Raw genomic sequence first — 17137 nt, 5'->3', positions numbered from 1 at the left:
AAGCGATAAGGAAAATAAAATGAAACTTGCAGAAGCACTCTTATTACGAAGCGATCAACAAAAGAAACTCGCTTCATTGAAACAACGTATCAATGCGAACGTATTGGTACAAGACGGTGATGAGCCATCCGAGGATCCAAATGAGTTATTAAAGCAAGTATTTGCATTAACTCAAGAATCCCAAAAACTTGTTTATGCCATTCATCAAACCAATGCTTTGGCAAAATTAACAGATGGTCGTTCATTATTGGCTTTACTTACTCAACGTGATGAGCTTGTCGAGCGCCATAAAATTTTAACGTCTGCCATCAGCAACACACAACGTGAGCCTGACCGCTATAGCACACGTGAAATCAAATGGCATAAGGTCATTCCAGTATCATCTTTGCAAAAACAATCCGATGATATCAGTGCCAAATTACGCGACTTGAATGTATTGATACAAGCCACCAATTGGCAAGTTGATTTACTTGACGTTTAAAGCCATCATTTAAAAGCTTTGATAGGGCTTTACCCTATCAGATCTCGAAATATATTGGGCGAGTACAAGATCTAAGGCTGTATAGATTGAAATAAAAGTCAGCATCATTTTTGGGTAATGACAGCGAAGCGGATTTAGAGCGGAAACGCACCAATCAAATCCATCACCTTTCATCACTTAAACCTTTGTGAATCAGAGTGACTATTCACACTGTATTACCACGTACTGACAATATATTTCACCTTTTCTCAAGTGATTCGTCATTTGAGAAAACCCGAACATACTGGGCGAGTGCAAGATCCCCTACCTCCACAACATAGGATTGAAAATAAGGTGTAGTGGCTTGATGAGCGAGCGGGTTAGCTTAAAACTTTAAGCACAAATCAACCCATCACTACGTACAAGGCAAACCTTTGTGAGAGCAAAGTTACAATGCACTAAGCATCACCATGCACTGACAGTATGTTCACCCCTTTTAGGAATTTTAATGAATTACCCTTGTTCTTGTTGTCATCATTACACTAGAGATCAACCTTTGGGTAATTTTGACTTTGAGATTTGTCCAGTTTGTTCTTGGGAAGATGATCCTGTACAAAATATTCACCCAAATTCAAAAAGTGGTGCAAATGCAATCTCATTAGCAGAGGCACAAGATAATTATCAATAGGGTCTGTTGACAATTCGTCTATGTTTGCGACTACGTGTGTTTTTTAGACGATACTAGGCGCGAAATACGAAATTTAGTCATTCTAAATGATGAGAAACATCGTTTCGCAAGGTAACGACGTAGCGGCAAAAAACACACAAGTCCCCCGCTGCGCCTTGCGCTGCAAACAAAGCAGTGCTTTGTTCTTGCTCAGGGTTGTGGCTAAAATTATCTCAGCCTTCGTTATGAAACTCGAAAATAGTCTCGCTATTCTCTTCGTTTCCTGCCTTGCCTGCTCAATTTTAGTCTACAACGCAAGCCATTTATGAAATGTCTACAGACCCTAATATGGTGTAAGTGAATTACGGTTTTTAAAACATGTTCGAAAACCGAATGATTTAGAAAGAAATGATGAAGAACAAAATGAACACATTAGTAAAAAATAAAGCTATCCAAATTGATGGCTCACTAGGCGAAGGTGGAGGGCAAATTTTAAGAACTGCCCTTTCACTGTCTATGTTAACGGGTATTCCATTTGAGCTTGTGAATATCCGTGCAGGCCGTAAAAAGCCGGGCTTAATGCGACAGCATTTAGTCTGTGTACAAGCATCTCAACGCATTAGCAATGCCATTGTGGAAGGTGCTGAACTACATTCACAAAAATTATATTTCCAGCCCCAACAAGTTCAGGCGGGTAAATATGATTTTCATATTGGTTCAGCCGGTAGCACAGTATTGGTTTTACAAACACTACTGCCTGCACTGATGATGCAAAATGAAATCAGTCAAATCAGTATCCACGGCGGAACACATAATCCAATGGCACCGACTGCAGATTTCATAGAGTCTTGCTTTCTACCTGCTATTCATAAACTTGGAATAAAAGTCGACTTTGAATGCGAACGTGCTGGTTTCTTTCCAATTGGTGCGGGTCAAATCAATATTACAACTTATCCTTGGATAGATAAGCTTGAATATTCACTATTAAATAAAGGCAAATTACTGGAAATACATGGCTATGCAGCTGCCTTAAATATTCAACAGAATATTGCTGATCGTGAACTGGAAGTATTACATAACAAATTGAGCTTAAGCCAACGTAACAGACTAAACTTTCAAGGGATTAGCCAAGGGAATACAGCTTTTGTGGTGTTAAATTACGAACACCATCAACAAGTATTTTCTGTGTTAGGTGAAATGAAGAAAAGTGCAGAAAAAGTAGCGCATGATTTAGCCAAAGAAGTTAAATCCTTTTTAGCTTGCGATGCTGTGGCTGACGAATATCTAGCAGACCAACTTTTATTGCCTTTAGCTTTAGGTAAAGGCGGTGCGTTTACTGCTCAAGTTGTCAGTGAACACACCACAACACAAGCTGAAATGATTCAAAAATTCTTAGATTGTGAAATTCACTTTGAAGCAATCAATGATATTTTTAAGGTGAGTGTCATCACATAAGCTTCAGCTATGCTAAATCCAGTTTACAAGCTCATCAATTGCTTATCTTTATGTGCCAATTCATTTTAAATTTCATACTTATTGGCACATTATGTAAATAAATGACCCAACTATTCATTATATAATCAACGCCTTAAATAAGTATGATTTTTAAAGTAGAAAATACCCACTTAAGGAATAAGGGAAATGATGAGAGTTTTATTGGGGACAGCATGTATCGCATTTTTAACATCGACAGCTTTTGCGGAAGATATCGTGGGAACCTGGCGTTATATCGATGACAAAACTGGTGAAGCAAAGGGACTGGTTAAAATTGAAAAACAAAGTAACGGTACCTATGCGGGTACAGCATTAAAAGCAACACCACGCCCAGGCTACACCCCAAAAGAATTTTGCACCAATTGCCCTGCACCTTATACCAACAAGCCAATTATTGGCTTACAGGTAATCTCTGGGCTAAAGACAGATGATCATGTGAGTTATACTGATGGGAAAATTATTGACCCAGTTTCAGGTAAAATCTATCGATTAAAAGGTAAAGTCAGCCCAAATGGCAAGAAACTATTTCTTCGTGGATATTTAGGTATTTCAGCGGTAGGTCGTAGCCAAACATGGTTACGTGTCGAGTAATAGCATAATTTAATTCATAATAGACATGACAGTTTTATCTCAATCAAACTGTCATTTCTAAACATCTATTTTGAATGATTTTTAAATCAGTTATTCACAGCAAGTTGATATAAAAAATCTAAATGTGTGGCTGCATCACCTTTATCTAAATTGAGATCACTGGCACGCCCACCCAATCTCAGTGCAGGAAGATAACAATACATTTGATTATCAGATAATTTATCATATTGAGTTTGTGCCTTTGCTAAGGCTGATTTTTCTAAAAATTGCTCAATGATCTCATCACCACAAATCCAGTCATTAAAAAATCTGTTAATGACCAAGCTGTTACCCCAATATCCGAGTTGTGCGGGTCGATAAAGGATACATCCTCATCGCCATCTTCGCTTAATAAACGATAATAAAACACCAAACCAAATGCCGAAATAGCAATGGGTAATCGGGTCATATCAGGTTGATCTTTCATTAACCATGACCAAAGCACATCTTGATAAAGCTCAGGGTTAATGATCTGTAGCAAACCGTTGCCATAGAAGCCAAAACCATGATTTTGCCAAAGCTCTAAGAGCGCTTCAGGTAAATATGCTTGATATTTTTTTACAGTTTCGGGCTTACTGTATTTCCCGCCTGATCTACTGAAAATTTATCGATAAATGCTTGTAATTGCATAGCTATCCCCTAGGCTCTGCTTATACTTCCCATTCAAATCCACTAAACGCATCATCTTCTTTTAACGTATTTTCTACAGCATTTGCCAATTGTTTAATCATACTCTGGGTTGCTATCTTCTTAAACCACGCTTGTTCTTCATCAGCATGGGCTGAAATTTCACAAGTTAACACGCCTTGATCATTTAAATGACAATTAACCCCCAAACCAATTGGATGATTTTCTACGCTGACAGCGAGATCTTCATCTGAGTGTGTTGTTTCCGCTTTAAAGCCATATTGAGACAGTTTTTTTAACAACAAAGTCGTCACATATTCCTGAGTGACATAACATACATTTTCACCATGATTGTGACTGTTACTATGATTCTCACAGTTTGCTGTAAATTGTAATGTTCTCATTGCTTCATCCAAAAGGCTTTATAGTTGTATGGTTTTAGAATAAGCAATATAAACAAAACAGCCAAGCATTTGCTTGGCTGTTTTTAATTAATTATACAAATATTAGACAAGGACTGATTTATTCGCTGACTTGAATCTGAAGCCCTGCCTGATTGGTGAGTTCAGTAAATGTTGGGAAACTTGTTGCTACAGTTTCAGTGCCAATAATCTTAATCTCGCCAGAGTTACGTAACCCCGCCATCGAAAAACTCATTGCAATACGATGGTCATGGTGCGATTCAATTTCACCGCCAGAGAAAATAGCAGACCAGTCACCCGATTTACCTTTTCCTTCAATGATGATGCCATCATCAGTTGGCGTACAATCAATCCCCATGGTTTTTAAACCATCTGCCATCACTTGAATACGATCAGACTCTTTAACCCGTAATTCAGCGGCACCTGTCAACACCGTTTGCCCTTCAGCACATGCAGCAGCAATAAACAAAGATGGAAATTCATCAATTGCCAAAGGTACTTGATCTTCTGGCATATGAATGCCTTTCAATGTACGGGTACCACGGATACGGATATCAGCAATCGGCTCACCGCCTGCAATTCGTTCATTTTCAACAGTTAAGTCTGCACCCATTTGCTTAAGAATTTCGATTACACCTGTACGAGTTGGATTAATCCCAACAGCTTCAAGGGTAATATCTGAACCTTCAGTAATGGCAGCACCCACCATAAAAAATGCAGCAGAAGAAATATCAGAAGGTACTTGAATCTCTGTCCCAACCAACTTACCACCACCGTGTAGTGAAATACGATTACCTTCCGTTTTCACAGCATAACCAAAAGCACGTAACATACGCTCAGTATGGTCACGGGTTGGTTCAGGTTCAGTCACAGAGGTTTCACCCTCTGCCCATAAACCTGCCAATAAAATCCCAGATTTGACTTGCGCAGATGCCATTGGCAAATCGTAGTGAATGCCTTTCAATGCTTGAGCGCCAGTGATTGAAACAGGCGGAGTACCACGTTCACCCGTGGTTTGAATTTGCGCACCCATTTCACGTAAAGGTTTTGCAATACGCTCCATTGGACGCTTAGACAAAGACGCATCACCCGTCATCACAGAGTCAAACTGTTGTGCTGAAAGCATGCCTGAAAGCAAACGCATCGACGTACCAGAATTACCCATGTACAGTGCCGTTTTTGGCGCTTTTAAACCATGAATACCCACACCATGAATGGTCACTTCACCATTTTTAGGGCCTTCAATACTGACCCCCATATCGCGAAATGCTTGAAGTGTTGCTAAAGCATCTTCACCTTCAAGGAAACCTGTAACGTGGGTTGTACCTTCAGCGATTGCACCAAACATGATGGAACGATGTGACACTGACTTGTCACCCGGCACGGTAAATTTACCTTTAAATGTCTTCTCACCTGGCAAAATGGTAAATTGTTGTGTCACCTTATTTTTCTCCATCAAAGGTTTATTGGCGAGCATATGATTGAAATGCTGTCGTGCCGCTTGTGCATGTCCTAGCAATCCCATCAGGGCTTGTGAATTCTCATCTTCAATCAGTTGACGTAATGTCGCAAGTTGCGTTTCAAAACCATCAACTGCTTTCAATATGGCTGTTTTATTGGCAAAAAATATATCATGCCACATCTGCGGATCACTGGCAGCAATACGTGAGAAGTCACGAAAACCTCCAGCGGCATAACGAAAAATATCTAAGTTATCTTCACGATTTGCAAGCTGTTCGACCAGATTAAATGCCATCAGATGCGGTAAATGACTGGTATGTGCCAACACTTCATCATGTTTATCCACATCCATACAAATGACTTCTGCTTTTGCAGCCTGCCAAAGCTGAATCAGTTTTTCAACTGCCCAATCAGCACTGCTCGGCAACGGCGTTAGAATCACTTTATGATTCACAAATAAGTCAACTTTACCTGCATGAACACCAGTATGTTCTGCACCAGCAATTGGATGACCAGGTACAAAACCTACAGGAAGATTTTCACCATAAACAGCATGTGCTGCTGCCACCACATTCCCTTTGGTACTTCCGACATCGGTAATAATGGCGTTTTCAGAAACATAAGCTTGAATCGTTTCAAGCACTTTCTGTGTCGCGCGAACGGGCAAAGCCAGAACGATTAAATCTGCATCTTTTACCGCTTCGACAGGATCACTAAAACCCGCAGAAATAATTCCTAAAGCTTTAGCATCTTCCAGCGTTTTTTTTGAGCGCGTTGACGCAACAACATTTTCAGCAAGATGTTCGGCTGCAATTACACGGGCTAGACTTGAACCAATCAGTCCAAGTCCAATAAAAGCAACTTTTTTAAATAAAGGTTGTGACATAACGATTTTGAACTACCTATTTCACAACGACATCAAAGCACAGCAATCGGATATGAACCCAGTACACGTACTTCTTTAACCAGTGGGCGAATATCTTCAATCGCCGCTTTAACATTGTCCTGTTCCACATGACCTTCAAGATCAATGAAGAATACATAAGCCCATTTTTCAGGTAATGCAGGACGGGTTTCAATACTGGTCAAACTAATATTGTGTTTTGCAAATGGTGCAAGAATTTCCAATAAAGCCCCTGCACGGTCATGTGCTGAAATCAGTAATGAGGTTTTATCATTACCACTTTGTGGTACCTTTTCACGACCAATGACCAAGAATCGTGTCGTATTTTCAGGATTATCTTCAATATTGCCGTGGAGAACTTCTAAGTCGTAAATACTTGCAGCCACATCAGATGCAATTGCTGCTGAATGCCATTCATTGCGAATACGGCGAGCAGCCTCTGCATTTGAGCTTAAAGCTACACGTTCTACACCCGGATAATGTGCATCCAACCACTTACGACATTGCGCAAGTGTTTGTTGATGTGCATAAATTTGTTTAATACTGTCTTTACGAGTATTTGAAGAAATCAGGAATTGGTGATGAATACGCAATTCAACTTCACCAATCACATTTAAATGCGATGCTTTAAAACAGTCTAAAGTATGGTTGACCACACCTTCAGATGAGTTCTCAACAGGAACTAAACCATAATGTGCACTACCCGCTTCAACCTCACGGAACACTTCATCGATCGTTGGTAATGGGCGAACCACAGCATCCTGACCAAAATGTTTTAATACAGCAGAATGAGTATAAGTGCCGACTGGACCTAAAAATGCAATACTTTGTGGTGCTTCAAGTGCCAAACATGCAGACATAATTTCACGGAATAAACGTGCCATGGTTTGATCTGACAATGGCCCCTCATTGCGCTCCATAACTTGACGTAAAACCTGTGCTTCACGTTCAGGACGATAAAATAACGGATTCTCTTCTGCTGCAAATTTTGCTTTAGCAACTGATTCCGCCAGTTTTGCCCGGCGATTGATAAGTTGTTGGATTTGCTGATCTACAGAGTCAATATCTTCACGGATTTGAGCAAGATCTAGAGAAGTCGTTTTTTGATCATCGTTGATCATTGTTATGTCGCCCTTTAAAGTCGAGAATTACGAGAAGTCTATGTTTTAGACCACTGACAGTATAACAATAGTTCAGTTTAATTTGTTGGGCAATAGTGCATTTTTCAATGTTTCACTTTCAACTTATATATTGAATAAAATGTCATCACTTTATAACTTTTCTGACCACAAAATGAATTACAAAGCAGCTATAGAATTTTAAGCATTGCGCTCTATGATAAAAAGCATAAGCGCATTTCGAGACATAGAATATGAATAAAAAAATCGCTGTTCTCATTACCCATGATTTCGAAGATGCGGAATATCATCATCCCGTTGAAGCTTTTCGAGCTGCAAGCCATTCTGTGCGCAATATTGAAAAGTCTGCGGGGAATATTGTGTATAGCAAACAAAGAAAATCTTCGGTCAGTATAGATTTAGGCATTGATGAAATCTCTGTTCGGGATTTTGATGCGCTAATGATTCCTGGTGGATATTCCCCTTATCATCTTAAAGAAGATGAACGATTTATTGATTTTTTACGTAATTTTGCCAACGCACAAAAACCTATTTTTTTATGTTGTTACAGTAGCCATTTGCTTATCGATGCACAAATTGCCATTGGACGGCGCTTAACTTCGATTGAAGATATCCTCAAAGAACTTAAAGACGCTGGCGCTGTGGTTTTTGATCGCGAAGTGGTAAACGACAACAATTTATATATTTCTTCACGCTCGACTTTTGAACTGCCTATCTTTATTAATGAATGTTTAAATGTATTAAGTGCTTAATCCCTGAACCTTGATAATAAAAAACCTTCTTTAAATAAAGAAGGTTTTTTATTTGAATACTTTATCGTTGCTATTTATTTATGCATTATCGACCAATGATGCCACGTGCCACGATCTCTTTCATGATTTCATTTGTTCCACCATAAATACGTTGAATACGTGCATCTACAAAGAAACGAGAAATTGGATATTCCGTCATATAGCCATAACCACCAAACAGTTGTAGCAAGCTGTCGATGATTTTCATCTGCATATCCGTACTAAAACTTTTTAAAGCCGCTGCTGTTTCAACATCCAATTTACTTTGTTTATATAAAGCTAAATTTTGGTTATAGAATGCTGCTGTTGCCAACTCATCAATTTTTGCTTGAGCCAAAACAAAACGAGTATTTTGGAAGCTGCCAATTTTCTGACCAAACGCTTGACGTTCCTGTACATACTGAGTAGTGATATCGATTGCACCACGAATTGCACCAAGTGCCGTTGCTGCAATTGCAGTACGTTCACGAGGTAACTCCTGCATCAAATAGGCAAAACCTTGACCTGCGCTACCTAACAATTGATTTGCTGGAACTTTAACATTATCAAAGAACAGTTCTGAGGTATCTTGAGAATGCAAACCAATTTTATCGAGGTTGGTACCCTTTTTAAATCCATCTAGATGTGTATCAACCAATAAAAGTGACACACCTTTTGCACGCGCTTGCGGGTCAGTTTTTGCTGCCAATACCACTAAATCTGCATGTTGACCATTTGAAATAAATGTTTTAGAACCATTCAAAACATAATGATCACCATTTAAAATCGCACTACTACGCATACCCTGTAGGTCTGAACCTGCACCCGGTTCCGTCATCCCAATTGCGCCCACCACTTCACCTGACACCATTTTAGGTAACCAGTATTGTTTTTGTTCTTCGTTGGCAATATGCAAAATATAAGGAGCTGCAATTTCTGAATGGCATGAAATCGCGGTAGACAATGCACCATAGCCTGCACGTGCAGACTCTTCAACCAACATCAATGAATATTCAGTTGGAACGCCGTAACCACCATACGCTTCAGGTACATCAACACAAAGATAGCCATTTTCACCCAATAATGACCATACTGAACGTGGCATTAAACCTTCTTTTTCCCATTGCTCATAAAATGGAGCAACGTGTTCACTCATAAAACGTTTAAAGTTATCACGAAAAAGTTCTAAATCTGCATCATATGCCAACATGTCTTGTATTCCTTTCAATCTGAGTTTTTGATTTTATGATCCCTAGCATGCTAATCATTTTTTGCAGACTTGTCATGACCACATGAGGTCATTTTTTCTGAGCATTTTTGCGAATAAAGAAAAGACTTTTCCATAAAAAAAGAGTAATCGGCTTTCGCCAATTACTCTTCAGGTTGTCAATAAGCAATTAAAACTTAGAATTTATCATCTTTAAACATCGGTAAAGAGGAATTTAGCTTCGTAATCTCACTCATCAATTTATTCACAACTGATGGAATTAAGGCATCTGCCATTTGTGCAGCTTGTAAACCTAACTTCTCGCCAAGTGTTGGCTTACGACGTGTTTGAATCACATATACGTCATGTTGTGGCAATAAGCTCAGCAAATATTCATCTGAAGTTTGCAATTTATCCACTAAATTTAAATTGCGCGCGTCTTCACCATACCAGTGTTCACCTGTTGCAACTTTTTCGACATTGAGTTGCGGGCGATATTTTTCAACAAAATGCTTAAATAGTTGATGCGTTTGTTGTAACTCTTCTTCAAATTTTGCTTTACCTTCTGGGGTGTTTTCACCAAACATCGTCACAGTACGCTTAAACTGACCTGCGGTATATAGCTCAAAATCAACATGATGTTCTTTTAACAGTCGATTAAAATTAGGGACTTGGGCAACAACACCAATCGAACCAACCACAGCAAATGGTGCAGAGACGATTTCACTTGCGATACACGCCATCATATAACCGCCACTCGCAGCCACTTTATCCACACAAATCGTCAGATTAAAGCCTGCATCACGTAAACGAACCAATTGTGCAGCTGCAAGACCATAACCATGCACCATACCACCGGGGCTTTCTAAACGAACAATGACACGATCACGGCCTGCTTTTGCTGTCGCAAGAATCAATGTAATCTCTTCTCTTAAGTTTTCTACAGCTGAAGCCTGTACATCTCCTTTAAAATCTAGGACATAGATTTTTTGATTATTTTTTTTACGTACTCGCGCTTCTTTTACAAACTGTTGAGTCAGTTGAAACAGTTCCAATTTCGATGCAGTAGATTGAGCAATTCTTTTTCGCTGCTCATTAATTCGGGCATTTAAATGACTGATACGAATTTCTGCGGGTACTTTGGGTAAATGAAATAACATAGAATTTATAATCTCTAATATCTAAGGAAATGCTTTTCTAATAAGATGCGGACGGATCAGCTAAATTTCAATACACTTTTTGAAAAATTCGACAAAGCTCAGTCCACTTAGTCTTTATGCATGATAAAAAGCTTTGTCTACACACTTTTAACAAACAACAATAATTAAATTTTAGTTATAGAATACATAGCTTTTTTTTATAGTTAAAAACGCATGAAAATTCGAGTAAAGATACGCGTTTTGAATAAATTAAGATTTTATTAATAGTTTTTACATCTAAGTTAAGCCTTGCTGATTTCAGCATATTCAGTGACTTTACCTCGAAAATAACGCAAATGCCACTTAGTAGAACTTTTGCTGGCTTTTCTTATGATAAATTCACATAAAAAAACATAGACATGTTTATATCAAACAGATAATACAAATAAACATATATCACACATTTTTAAAATTTATAATAGGTTATTTACCAACTCTTTTTATCTAAATAACATATTTGTTATTTTGATTAAACTATTTAAAATCAACACGTTAAAAAGAATAATTACATTTTGTAAATTTATGAACATTTATGAGTCATTTTTTTAAAAAATGTTTAATTTTATCAACATCAAGGATAAGGATTGAGTATGGATATCTCCTCACACGATGAACACCTACCCCCTAAAAAACAAAAGTTTTATCAAATCCTCTATGTTCAAGTTATTTTTGCCATTGTACTTGGTATCCTTCTTGGACACTTTTGGCCAGATATTGGTGCAAGTTTAAAGCCGTTAGGTGATGCATTTATTAAACTGGTCAAAATGATTATTGCACCTGTTATTTTCTTGACGGTTGTCACTGGAATATCAGGCATGAAACATATGGGAACTGTAGGACGAGTAACGGGTAAAGCGATGCTTTATTTCCTAACATTCTCTACACTCGCATTAATCGTCGGGATGATTGTTGCCAATATTATTAAACCAGGACAAGGTTTAAATATTGACCCTACATCATTAAAATCAGAGAAAGTTGTTGAGTATGCTGAGAAAGCACATGACGCTTCTATTGTCGACTTCTTACTGAATATTCTTCCAACAACCATTGTTAGCCCATTAACAAGTGGCGACATTCTACAAGTTCTATTTGTTGCCGTATTATTTGGTTTATCCTTGGCTGCGGTAGGCGAAAAAGGTCAACCGATTGTAGACTTCTTAAACAATCTTACAGCACCCGTATTTCATTTAGTTGGAATGCTGATGAAATTTGCTCCGATTGGTGCTTTTGGTGCAATGGCATTTACAATTGGTAAGTATGGTATTGAAAGTATTGGAAATCTTTTACTTTTAATTATGACATTCTATATCACGGCCTTACTCTTTATTCTGGTTATTTTGGGTGCAGTGGCGCGCTATAATGGATTTAGAATTACAGATCTGATTCGCTATATCAAAGATGAATTATGGTTAGTTTTAGGGACCAGTTCATCTGAAGCCGCACTTCCATCATTGATGCGTAAAATGGAAAAAGCAGGCTGCGAAAAATCTGTGGTTGGCTTGGTTATCCCTACTGGTTATTCATTTAACCTCGATGGTACCAACATCTATATGACGATGGCGGCGCTCTTTATTGCACAAGCATGTAATATCGATTTGAGTATTCAAGACCAAATCTTATTATTGCTCGTTGCAATGCTGAGCTCTAAAGGTGCTGCTGGTGTTACAGGTGCTGGATTTATTACCTTAGCTGCAACATTATCTGTTGTTCCAGCAGTTCCTGTTGCAGGTATGGCTTTAATTCTAGGTATTGACCGCTTTATGTCTGAGTGTCGTGCACTGACCAATTTAGTCGGTAATGCGTGTGCGACGATTGTTGTGGCACGTTGGGACAATGCTTTAGACAAAGACAAACTGGCTACTGCATTCGCTCATCCGAGTAAAGCGCACTATGATGCTAAAGCAGTTGAACAACATCGTGAAGATCCAATGGATTAAAACATCCTATAAGCAATATTTGTAATAAGAAGGAGCTTTTGAGCTCCTTTTTTATATAAAGCAATTATGAATAGATCAGAAAATTACAAATAACTATCAACAGCTATTTGCATATAAAATGAAGAACTAACTGAAAAATATGTTTAATACACAAAGCTTAAAATGATGTATTTCTTAAAAAAGCATTTGTCTAATTTACCCATTCTCAATAGATTGGTTTTATTCAGACAATACCAGACTTAAACAAAAGTACTTCATTCAAAAGACTTAACGAAAACCGTATTGCATCCCTATTTCAGTACTCATCAAAGAAAAGATTTAGACGTTCCATTCATTATTTTAAAGCTTAAATTTTTAATTGTTTTTTGATCTACCATTTTCGTCAATTTGATTCATTACCACAGATGTTTATATACTTTATCTATAAAAAAAAGAGCCTTTCGGCCCTTTAATTTCACATCTAAACTTATCTTGATCAATATTCTACTTAACCGAAACGGCCGGTAATATAAGCTTCAGTCAATTGGTGATCTGGTTGAGTAAAGACTTTCTCTGTAGAGTTAACTTCGATTAAGTCACCTAAATGAAAGTATGCTGTACGATCAGATACACGCGCTGCTTGTTGCATGGAGTGGGTTACAATTGCGATTGTATATTGCGTAGAAAGCTCAGAGATTAGCTCCTCAACTTTTGCTGTTGCAATTGGATCGAGCGCAGAACATGGTTCATCCATTAAAATCACTTCAGGGCTTACCGCAATCGTACGTGCAATACACAAACGTTGTTGCTGACCACCTGAAAGTCCTGTACCTGGCTGACTTAAACGATCTTTTACTTCATCCCACAAACCTGCTTTACGCAAACTATTTTCAACAATCTCTTCTAAATCATACTTATCTTTGGCTAAACCATGCAGTTTAGGACCATAAGCAACATTATCAAAAATTGATTTAGGGAACGGGTTTGGTTTTTGAAATACCATTCCAACTTGAGCACGGAGCAACACAACATCTAGATTTGGATCATAAATGTCTTGGTTGTCTAAACGCACTTTACCTGTTACACGGCAAGTATCAATCGTATCGTTCATACGGTTCAAGGTACGTAGAAATGTTGATTTACCACAACCTGATGGTCCAATAAATGCAATCACTTCATTTTCATAAACTTGAAGATCAATACCTTTAATCGCTTCTGCGTCACCATAGTAAACATGCACATCTTCAGCACTAAGTTTCACAGTTGTATTTTTTTCTTTCTTCGGTGTCGAAGACTCAAACTGGGAGACAAAAGAAGTACTTGCTTGCTTTTGCTTACTATCAGTCGATGTAAATTGAGATTGTTCAGAATTCACGGTTGTATCCTGTCTTAAGGAATTTTTAGTTTCTACAGTATTCATCTCTATTCTGCCCTCTTTTACCAGCGAACTTCAAATTTCTTACGTAACCAAATTGCAAAGCTGTTTAGACCGACCATAAGTGCCAATAACACAATGATGGCTGCAGCCGTACGCCCTTCGAAGAAGTTACGTAATTCATTACCTTGCCATAAGTAAACTTGGACAGGTAAAGCCGTAGATTGATCTAATGGAGATACTGGAATATTTGCAACGAAAGCGCTCATACCAATTAATAGTAATGGTGCAGTTTCACCCAATGCATGAGCAATACCAATAATCGCACCTGTCATAATCCCCGGTAAAGCCAAAGGCAATACATGGTGGAATACTGTTTGTAAACGAGAAGCACCAATACCTAACGCTGCTTGGCGAATTGATGGTGGTACTGCTTTCAATGAAGCACGTGTGGTAATAATCACTGTAGGCAAAGTCATTAAACTTAAGACCAAACCACCAACCAAAGGTGCCGATATAGGTAAATGCATCCAACCAATAAAGATGGCGGCACCCAATAAACCAAATACAATCGATGGAACTGCTGCAAGGTTATTGATATTGACTTCAATGATGTCCGTAATAAAGTTTTTCGGTGCAAACTCTTCTAAATAAATCGCACTTGCTACACCCAATGGAATAGAAATCGCGATTACAATTAACATCATGAACAATGAACCCATAAATGCACCAGCCAAACCTGCTGTTGCTGGTGAACTGCGTGAATCTGGGTTGGTGAACATTTGCGTGTTAAAAGTACGATTAATAATACCTTTAGCAGCTAAGTCATCAGAAAGTTGACGTACCTCTGGACTAAGCTGTTGTTGCTCATCAGGCAATGAACGATCGATATGACCAGCTAACCACACATCAATATTGGCATCAGCAAGAAAATTGAGTTCTACCGTTTTACCAATCAATGCTGGATCTTTAAAGACCATATCACGGATACGATATGCTTCTGAACTGGTGTAAATACTTGAAAGATCATCACGACGACTTTCAAGTGCAGGGTCTTTTGCAATGATTGCATTTACAATCAATGCATCCCAATCGACCATACCCATTTTGGTTTGCCAGTCGACATAACGTTCTTGAAATACCGCAGGAGACTCGCCCACTTTTTGTGTTGGTTTTGGTCCTGCATCAATCATATTGGGATCAAAATACACAGGTACAGTCATACTTGCTTGCCAAAATGCTGGCAACCCTTTGTATAAGATACTTCCAAATAAAATTGCAACAAATGCCAAACCAATAATCACTGCTGAAAAACCAGCAAAACGGAAGGTCTTTTCTTTACGATGACGTTTTGACAATGAGCTGGCGATTCTAGCTTTACGTTTTTCTCGCAACTCAGCGGCAGCTTGAGGATCAAATACATTTTGATCCACAGGAGATGTATTTGATGTACTCATTCGTATTGCTCACGATATTTACGCACAATATAAAGTGCGACAATGTTTAAACACAATGTAATGGTAAATAAAGTTAAACCCAGTGCAAAGGCAACCAATGCCTGCGGACTTGCAAAGTCTGTATCGCCTGTTAATTGTTTTACAATCGTTACAGTGACTGTTGAGACAGCTTCTAGTGGATTGATATGTAACAGTGGACTATTACCAGCAGCGAGTACCACAATCATGGTTTCACCGACTGCGCGAGATACTGCAAGTAAGAATGCACCCGTAATACCTGGTAAGGCCGCTGGAAGAACCACTTGACGAATAGTTTCAGATTTGGTCGCACCTAAACCTAAAGAACCATCACGTAAGGCACGTGGCACTTGAGTGATAATGTCATCTGACAAAGAAGATACAAATGGGATAATCATAATACCCATTGCAAAACCTGCTGTTAAAGCACTGGTCGCATTAACCTCAACGCCAATAGAGTCGCCAATAGATTTGAAGATTGGACCAATCACCATCATGGCAAAAACACCATAAACAATGGTTGGAATACCCGCCAAAACTTCAATTGTTGGCTTTGCCCATGAACGGAATCGAGGTGATGCATATTCAGCAAGATAAATTGCAATCATTAAACCCAGTGGAACAGCAACCAGTAGTGCAATACCACTGACCATGAGTGTTCCCCACAGTAATGGTAATAAACCATAACTTCCTTCAGCATTACCTGACGTACTAAAGCCAGGATTCCACTCTGTACCAAAGAAGAAGTCGATTGGACTGACAAACTGGAAAAAGTGCATCGCTTCACTGAACATCGACATCACAATACCCACAGTCGTGAGGATCGCAACACCTGAACACAGGATCAAAACAACGTTAATGGTTTTTTCAACTTCGTTACGTGCACGAAATTGTTGACTAATTCTTTTTCTTGCCCAAATCAATCCAAGGATCGCAGCACAAGTTACCACAGCAAACTTTGCAAACGAGCCAATTCTTTCAAATTTTGAGAGTTGTTCTGCAGCTGCAACCTCATAAGCTGCTGGTGTATCTGTCACACCAAAGCCAGAGGCAATTGCTTTAATACGATCCACCAGTACATCTACCCCAGCTGTATCTAGCGTTGAAGCAATATTTGCTGGAACATTTTTTAAAATTAGATGTTGTAAAACACTTGGTTCTACCAAGTTCCAAACTATCAAAATTAAAAAAGCTGGAATTCCACACCACAACGCCACCAAAGAGCCATAATAGCCAGGACGTGAATGTAAAATTGCAGTGTTATTTCCCTTACCTGCTAGGCTTCGGCTTTTTCGTAGCCCGATTTGATATGCGATAGCAATTAAAGCCAATAACACGCCAATGAGTAGCAGATTCATGTATTCTCCACCGTTTTTTCAATTTCAATAATT

The 17137-nt window shown here is 38.6% G+C and carries 16 protein-coding genes; 6 read left to right on the top strand and 10 right to left on the bottom strand.

Annotated elements, in window-relative coordinates; all coding sequences use genetic code 11:
* Positions 1–19 precede the first annotated feature (19 nt).
* The 4 genes from CQZ96_RS00110 (at position 20) to CQZ96_RS00095 (ending at position 3212) form a co-directional block, all read left to right on the top strand.
* Positions 20–481: a DIP1984 family protein gene (locus tag CQZ96_RS00110; protein WP_004822548.1), complete on the top strand. Its 462-nt coding sequence runs from the start codon at positions 20–22 to the stop codon at positions 479–481.
* A 487-nt stretch (positions 482–968) separates the two neighbouring features.
* On the top strand, positions 969–1148 hold the full coding sequence (locus CQZ96_RS00105) for a CPCC family cysteine-rich protein (RefSeq protein WP_105713767.1): 180 nt from the start codon (positions 969–971) through the stop codon (positions 1146–1148).
* Between the two features lie 402 nt (positions 1149–1550).
* Complete coding sequence (gene rtcA / locus CQZ96_RS00100) at positions 1551–2582, top strand: RNA 3'-terminal phosphate cyclase (protein WP_105713768.1); 1032 nt, start codon at positions 1551–1553, stop codon at positions 2580–2582.
* A 186-nt stretch (positions 2583–2768) separates the two neighbouring features.
* A complete protein-coding gene (locus tag CQZ96_RS00095; RefSeq protein ID WP_105713769.1) occupies positions 2769–3212 on the top strand; it encodes a DUF2147 domain-containing protein in 444 nt (147 codons plus the stop codon).
* A gap of 86 nt (positions 3213–3298) precedes the next feature.
* Here the strand turns inward: CQZ96_RS00095 and CQZ96_RS21565 are convergent, their stop codons facing one another.
* The 5 genes from CQZ96_RS21565 to pheA all read right to left on the bottom strand — a co-directional run bounded on the left by CQZ96_RS21565 (position 3299) and on the right by pheA (position 7786).
* Complete coding sequence (locus CQZ96_RS21565) at positions 3299–3535, bottom strand: T6SS immunity protein Tdi1 domain-containing protein (RefSeq protein WP_228722755.1); 237 nt, start codon at positions 3533–3535, stop codon at positions 3299–3301.
* A complete protein-coding gene (locus tag CQZ96_RS21560; protein WP_228722818.1) occupies positions 3472–3855 on the bottom strand; it encodes a GAD-like domain-containing protein in 384 nt (127 codons plus the stop codon). The genes CQZ96_RS21565 and CQZ96_RS21560 overlap by 64 nt, the downstream gene beginning before the upstream one ends.
* Before the next feature lie 46 nt (positions 3856–3901).
* On the bottom strand, positions 3902–4282 hold the full coding sequence (locus tag CQZ96_RS00085) for a hypothetical protein (protein ID WP_105713770.1): 381 nt from the start codon (positions 4280–4282) through the stop codon (positions 3902–3904).
* Positions 4283–4400: 118 nt separating this feature from the next.
* Positions 4401–6647 carry a bifunctional prephenate dehydrogenase/3-phosphoshikimate 1-carboxyvinyltransferase gene (locus CQZ96_RS00080; RefSeq protein WP_105713771.1) on the bottom strand — a complete coding sequence of 749 codons (2247 nt, stop codon included), beginning with the start codon at positions 6645–6647 and terminating at the stop codon, positions 4401–4403.
* Positions 6648–6679: 32 nt separating this feature from the next.
* The gene (pheA, locus tag CQZ96_RS00075) at positions 6680–7786 is read right to left on the bottom strand and encodes a prephenate dehydratase (protein WP_004719240.1); all 1107 of its coding nucleotides are present in this window, start codon (positions 7784–7786) and stop codon (positions 6680–6682) included.
* A 251-nt stretch (positions 7787–8037) separates the two neighbouring features.
* Here pheA and CQZ96_RS00070 point away from each other — a divergent pair, with 251 nt between their 5' ends.
* Positions 8038–8556 (top strand): DJ-1/PfpI/YhbO family deglycase/protease, encoded by a 519-nt coding sequence (locus tag CQZ96_RS00070; RefSeq protein WP_004719237.1) that lies wholly within the window; start codon positions 8038–8040, stop codon positions 8554–8556.
* Positions 8557–8641: 85 nt separating this feature from the next.
* Here CQZ96_RS00070 and CQZ96_RS00065 read toward each other — a convergent pair whose 3' ends face one another.
* Together CQZ96_RS00065 and sohB are read right to left on the bottom strand one after the other, a co-directional pair.
* On the bottom strand, positions 8642–9784 hold the full coding sequence (locus tag CQZ96_RS00065; RefSeq protein WP_004719235.1) for an acyl-CoA dehydrogenase family protein: 1143 nt from the start codon (positions 9782–9784) through the stop codon (positions 8642–8644).
* Positions 9785–9978: 194 nt separating this feature from the next.
* Entirely contained in the window at positions 9979–10941 is a 963-nt protein-coding gene (sohB, locus tag CQZ96_RS00060) for a protease SohB (protein WP_004822565.1), read from the bottom strand.
* A 629-nt stretch (positions 10942–11570) separates the two neighbouring features.
* Between sohB and CQZ96_RS00055 the strand changes: the two genes are divergently transcribed.
* Positions 11571–12917, top strand: a complete 1347-nt coding sequence (locus CQZ96_RS00055; RefSeq protein WP_056512019.1) for a dicarboxylate/amino acid:cation symporter — start codon at positions 11571–11573, stop codon at positions 12915–12917.
* Positions 12918–13404: 487 nt separating this feature from the next.
* On the opposite strand, the gene pstB is transcribed toward CQZ96_RS00055, so the two are convergent.
* Genes pstB through pstC form a run of 3 tightly spaced genes read right to left on the bottom strand, consistent with a single transcriptional unit; the run spans position 13405 to position 17104 of the window.
* Positions 13405–14316, bottom strand: a complete 912-nt coding sequence (pstB, locus tag CQZ96_RS00050; protein ID WP_004719228.1) for a phosphate ABC transporter ATP-binding protein PstB — start codon at positions 14314–14316, stop codon at positions 13405–13407.
* Between the two features lie 17 nt (positions 14317–14333).
* Positions 14334–15728, bottom strand: coding sequence for a phosphate ABC transporter permease PstA (gene pstA, locus CQZ96_RS00045; RefSeq protein ID WP_105713772.1), 1395 nt, complete (start codon positions 15726–15728; stop codon positions 14334–14336).
* A complete protein-coding gene (gene pstC / locus CQZ96_RS00040) occupies positions 15725–17104 on the bottom strand; it encodes a phosphate ABC transporter permease subunit PstC (RefSeq protein WP_004719223.1) in 1380 nt (459 codons plus the stop codon). The genes pstA and pstC overlap by 4 nt, the downstream gene beginning before the upstream one ends.
* Positions 17105–17137: the final 33 nt, after the last annotated feature.

The organism is Acinetobacter sp. MYb10 (genome assembly GCF_002980175.2).
Lineage (GTDB): Bacteria > Pseudomonadota > Gammaproteobacteria > Pseudomonadales > Moraxellaceae > Acinetobacter > Acinetobacter guillouiae.
This window is presented reverse-complemented; position numbering and strand designations above follow the sequence as displayed.

Coding starts and splice junctions, on each gene's coding strand:
- CQZ96_RS00110 (WP_004822548.1), top strand. CDS start 20: ATGAAACTTGCAGAAGCACTCTTATTACGAAGCGATCAACAAAAGAAA.
- CQZ96_RS00105 (WP_105713767.1), top strand. CDS start 969: ATGAATTACCCTTGTTCTTGTTGTCATCATTACACTAGAGATCAACCT.
- rtcA (WP_105713768.1), top strand. CDS start 1,551: ATGAACACATTAGTAAAAAATAAAGCTATCCAAATTGATGGCTCACTA.
- CQZ96_RS00095 (WP_105713769.1), top strand. CDS start 2,769: ATGATGAGAGTTTTATTGGGGACAGCATGTATCGCATTTTTAACATCG.
- CQZ96_RS00085 (WP_105713770.1), bottom strand. CDS start 4,282: ATGAGAACATTACAATTTACAGCAAACTGTGAGAATCATAGTAACAGT.
- CQZ96_RS00080 (WP_105713771.1), bottom strand. CDS start 6,647: ATGTCACAACCTTTATTTAAAAAAGTTGCTTTTATTGGACTTGGACTG.
- pheA (WP_004719240.1), bottom strand. CDS start 7,786: ATGATCAACGATGATCAAAAAACGACTTCTCTAGATCTTGCTCAAATC.
- CQZ96_RS00070 (WP_004719237.1), top strand. CDS start 8,038: ATGAATAAAAAAATCGCTGTTCTCATTACCCATGATTTCGAAGATGCG.
- CQZ96_RS00065 (WP_004719235.1), bottom strand. CDS start 9,784: ATGTTGGCATATGATGCAGATTTAGAACTTTTTCGTGATAACTTTAAA.
- sohB (WP_004822565.1), bottom strand. CDS start 10,941: ATGTTATTTCATTTACCCAAAGTACCCGCAGAAATTCGTATCAGTCAT.
- CQZ96_RS00055 (WP_056512019.1), top strand. CDS start 11,571: ATGGATATCTCCTCACACGATGAACACCTACCCCCTAAAAAACAAAAG.
- pstB (WP_004719228.1), bottom strand. CDS start 14,316: ATGAATACTGTAGAAACTAAAAATTCCTTAAGACAGGATACAACCGTG.
- pstA (WP_105713772.1), bottom strand. CDS start 15,728: ATGAGTACATCAAATACATCTCCTGTGGATCAAAATGTATTTGATCCT.
- pstC (WP_004719223.1), bottom strand. CDS start 17,104: ATGAATCTGCTACTCATTGGCGTGTTATTGGCTTTAATTGCTATCGCA.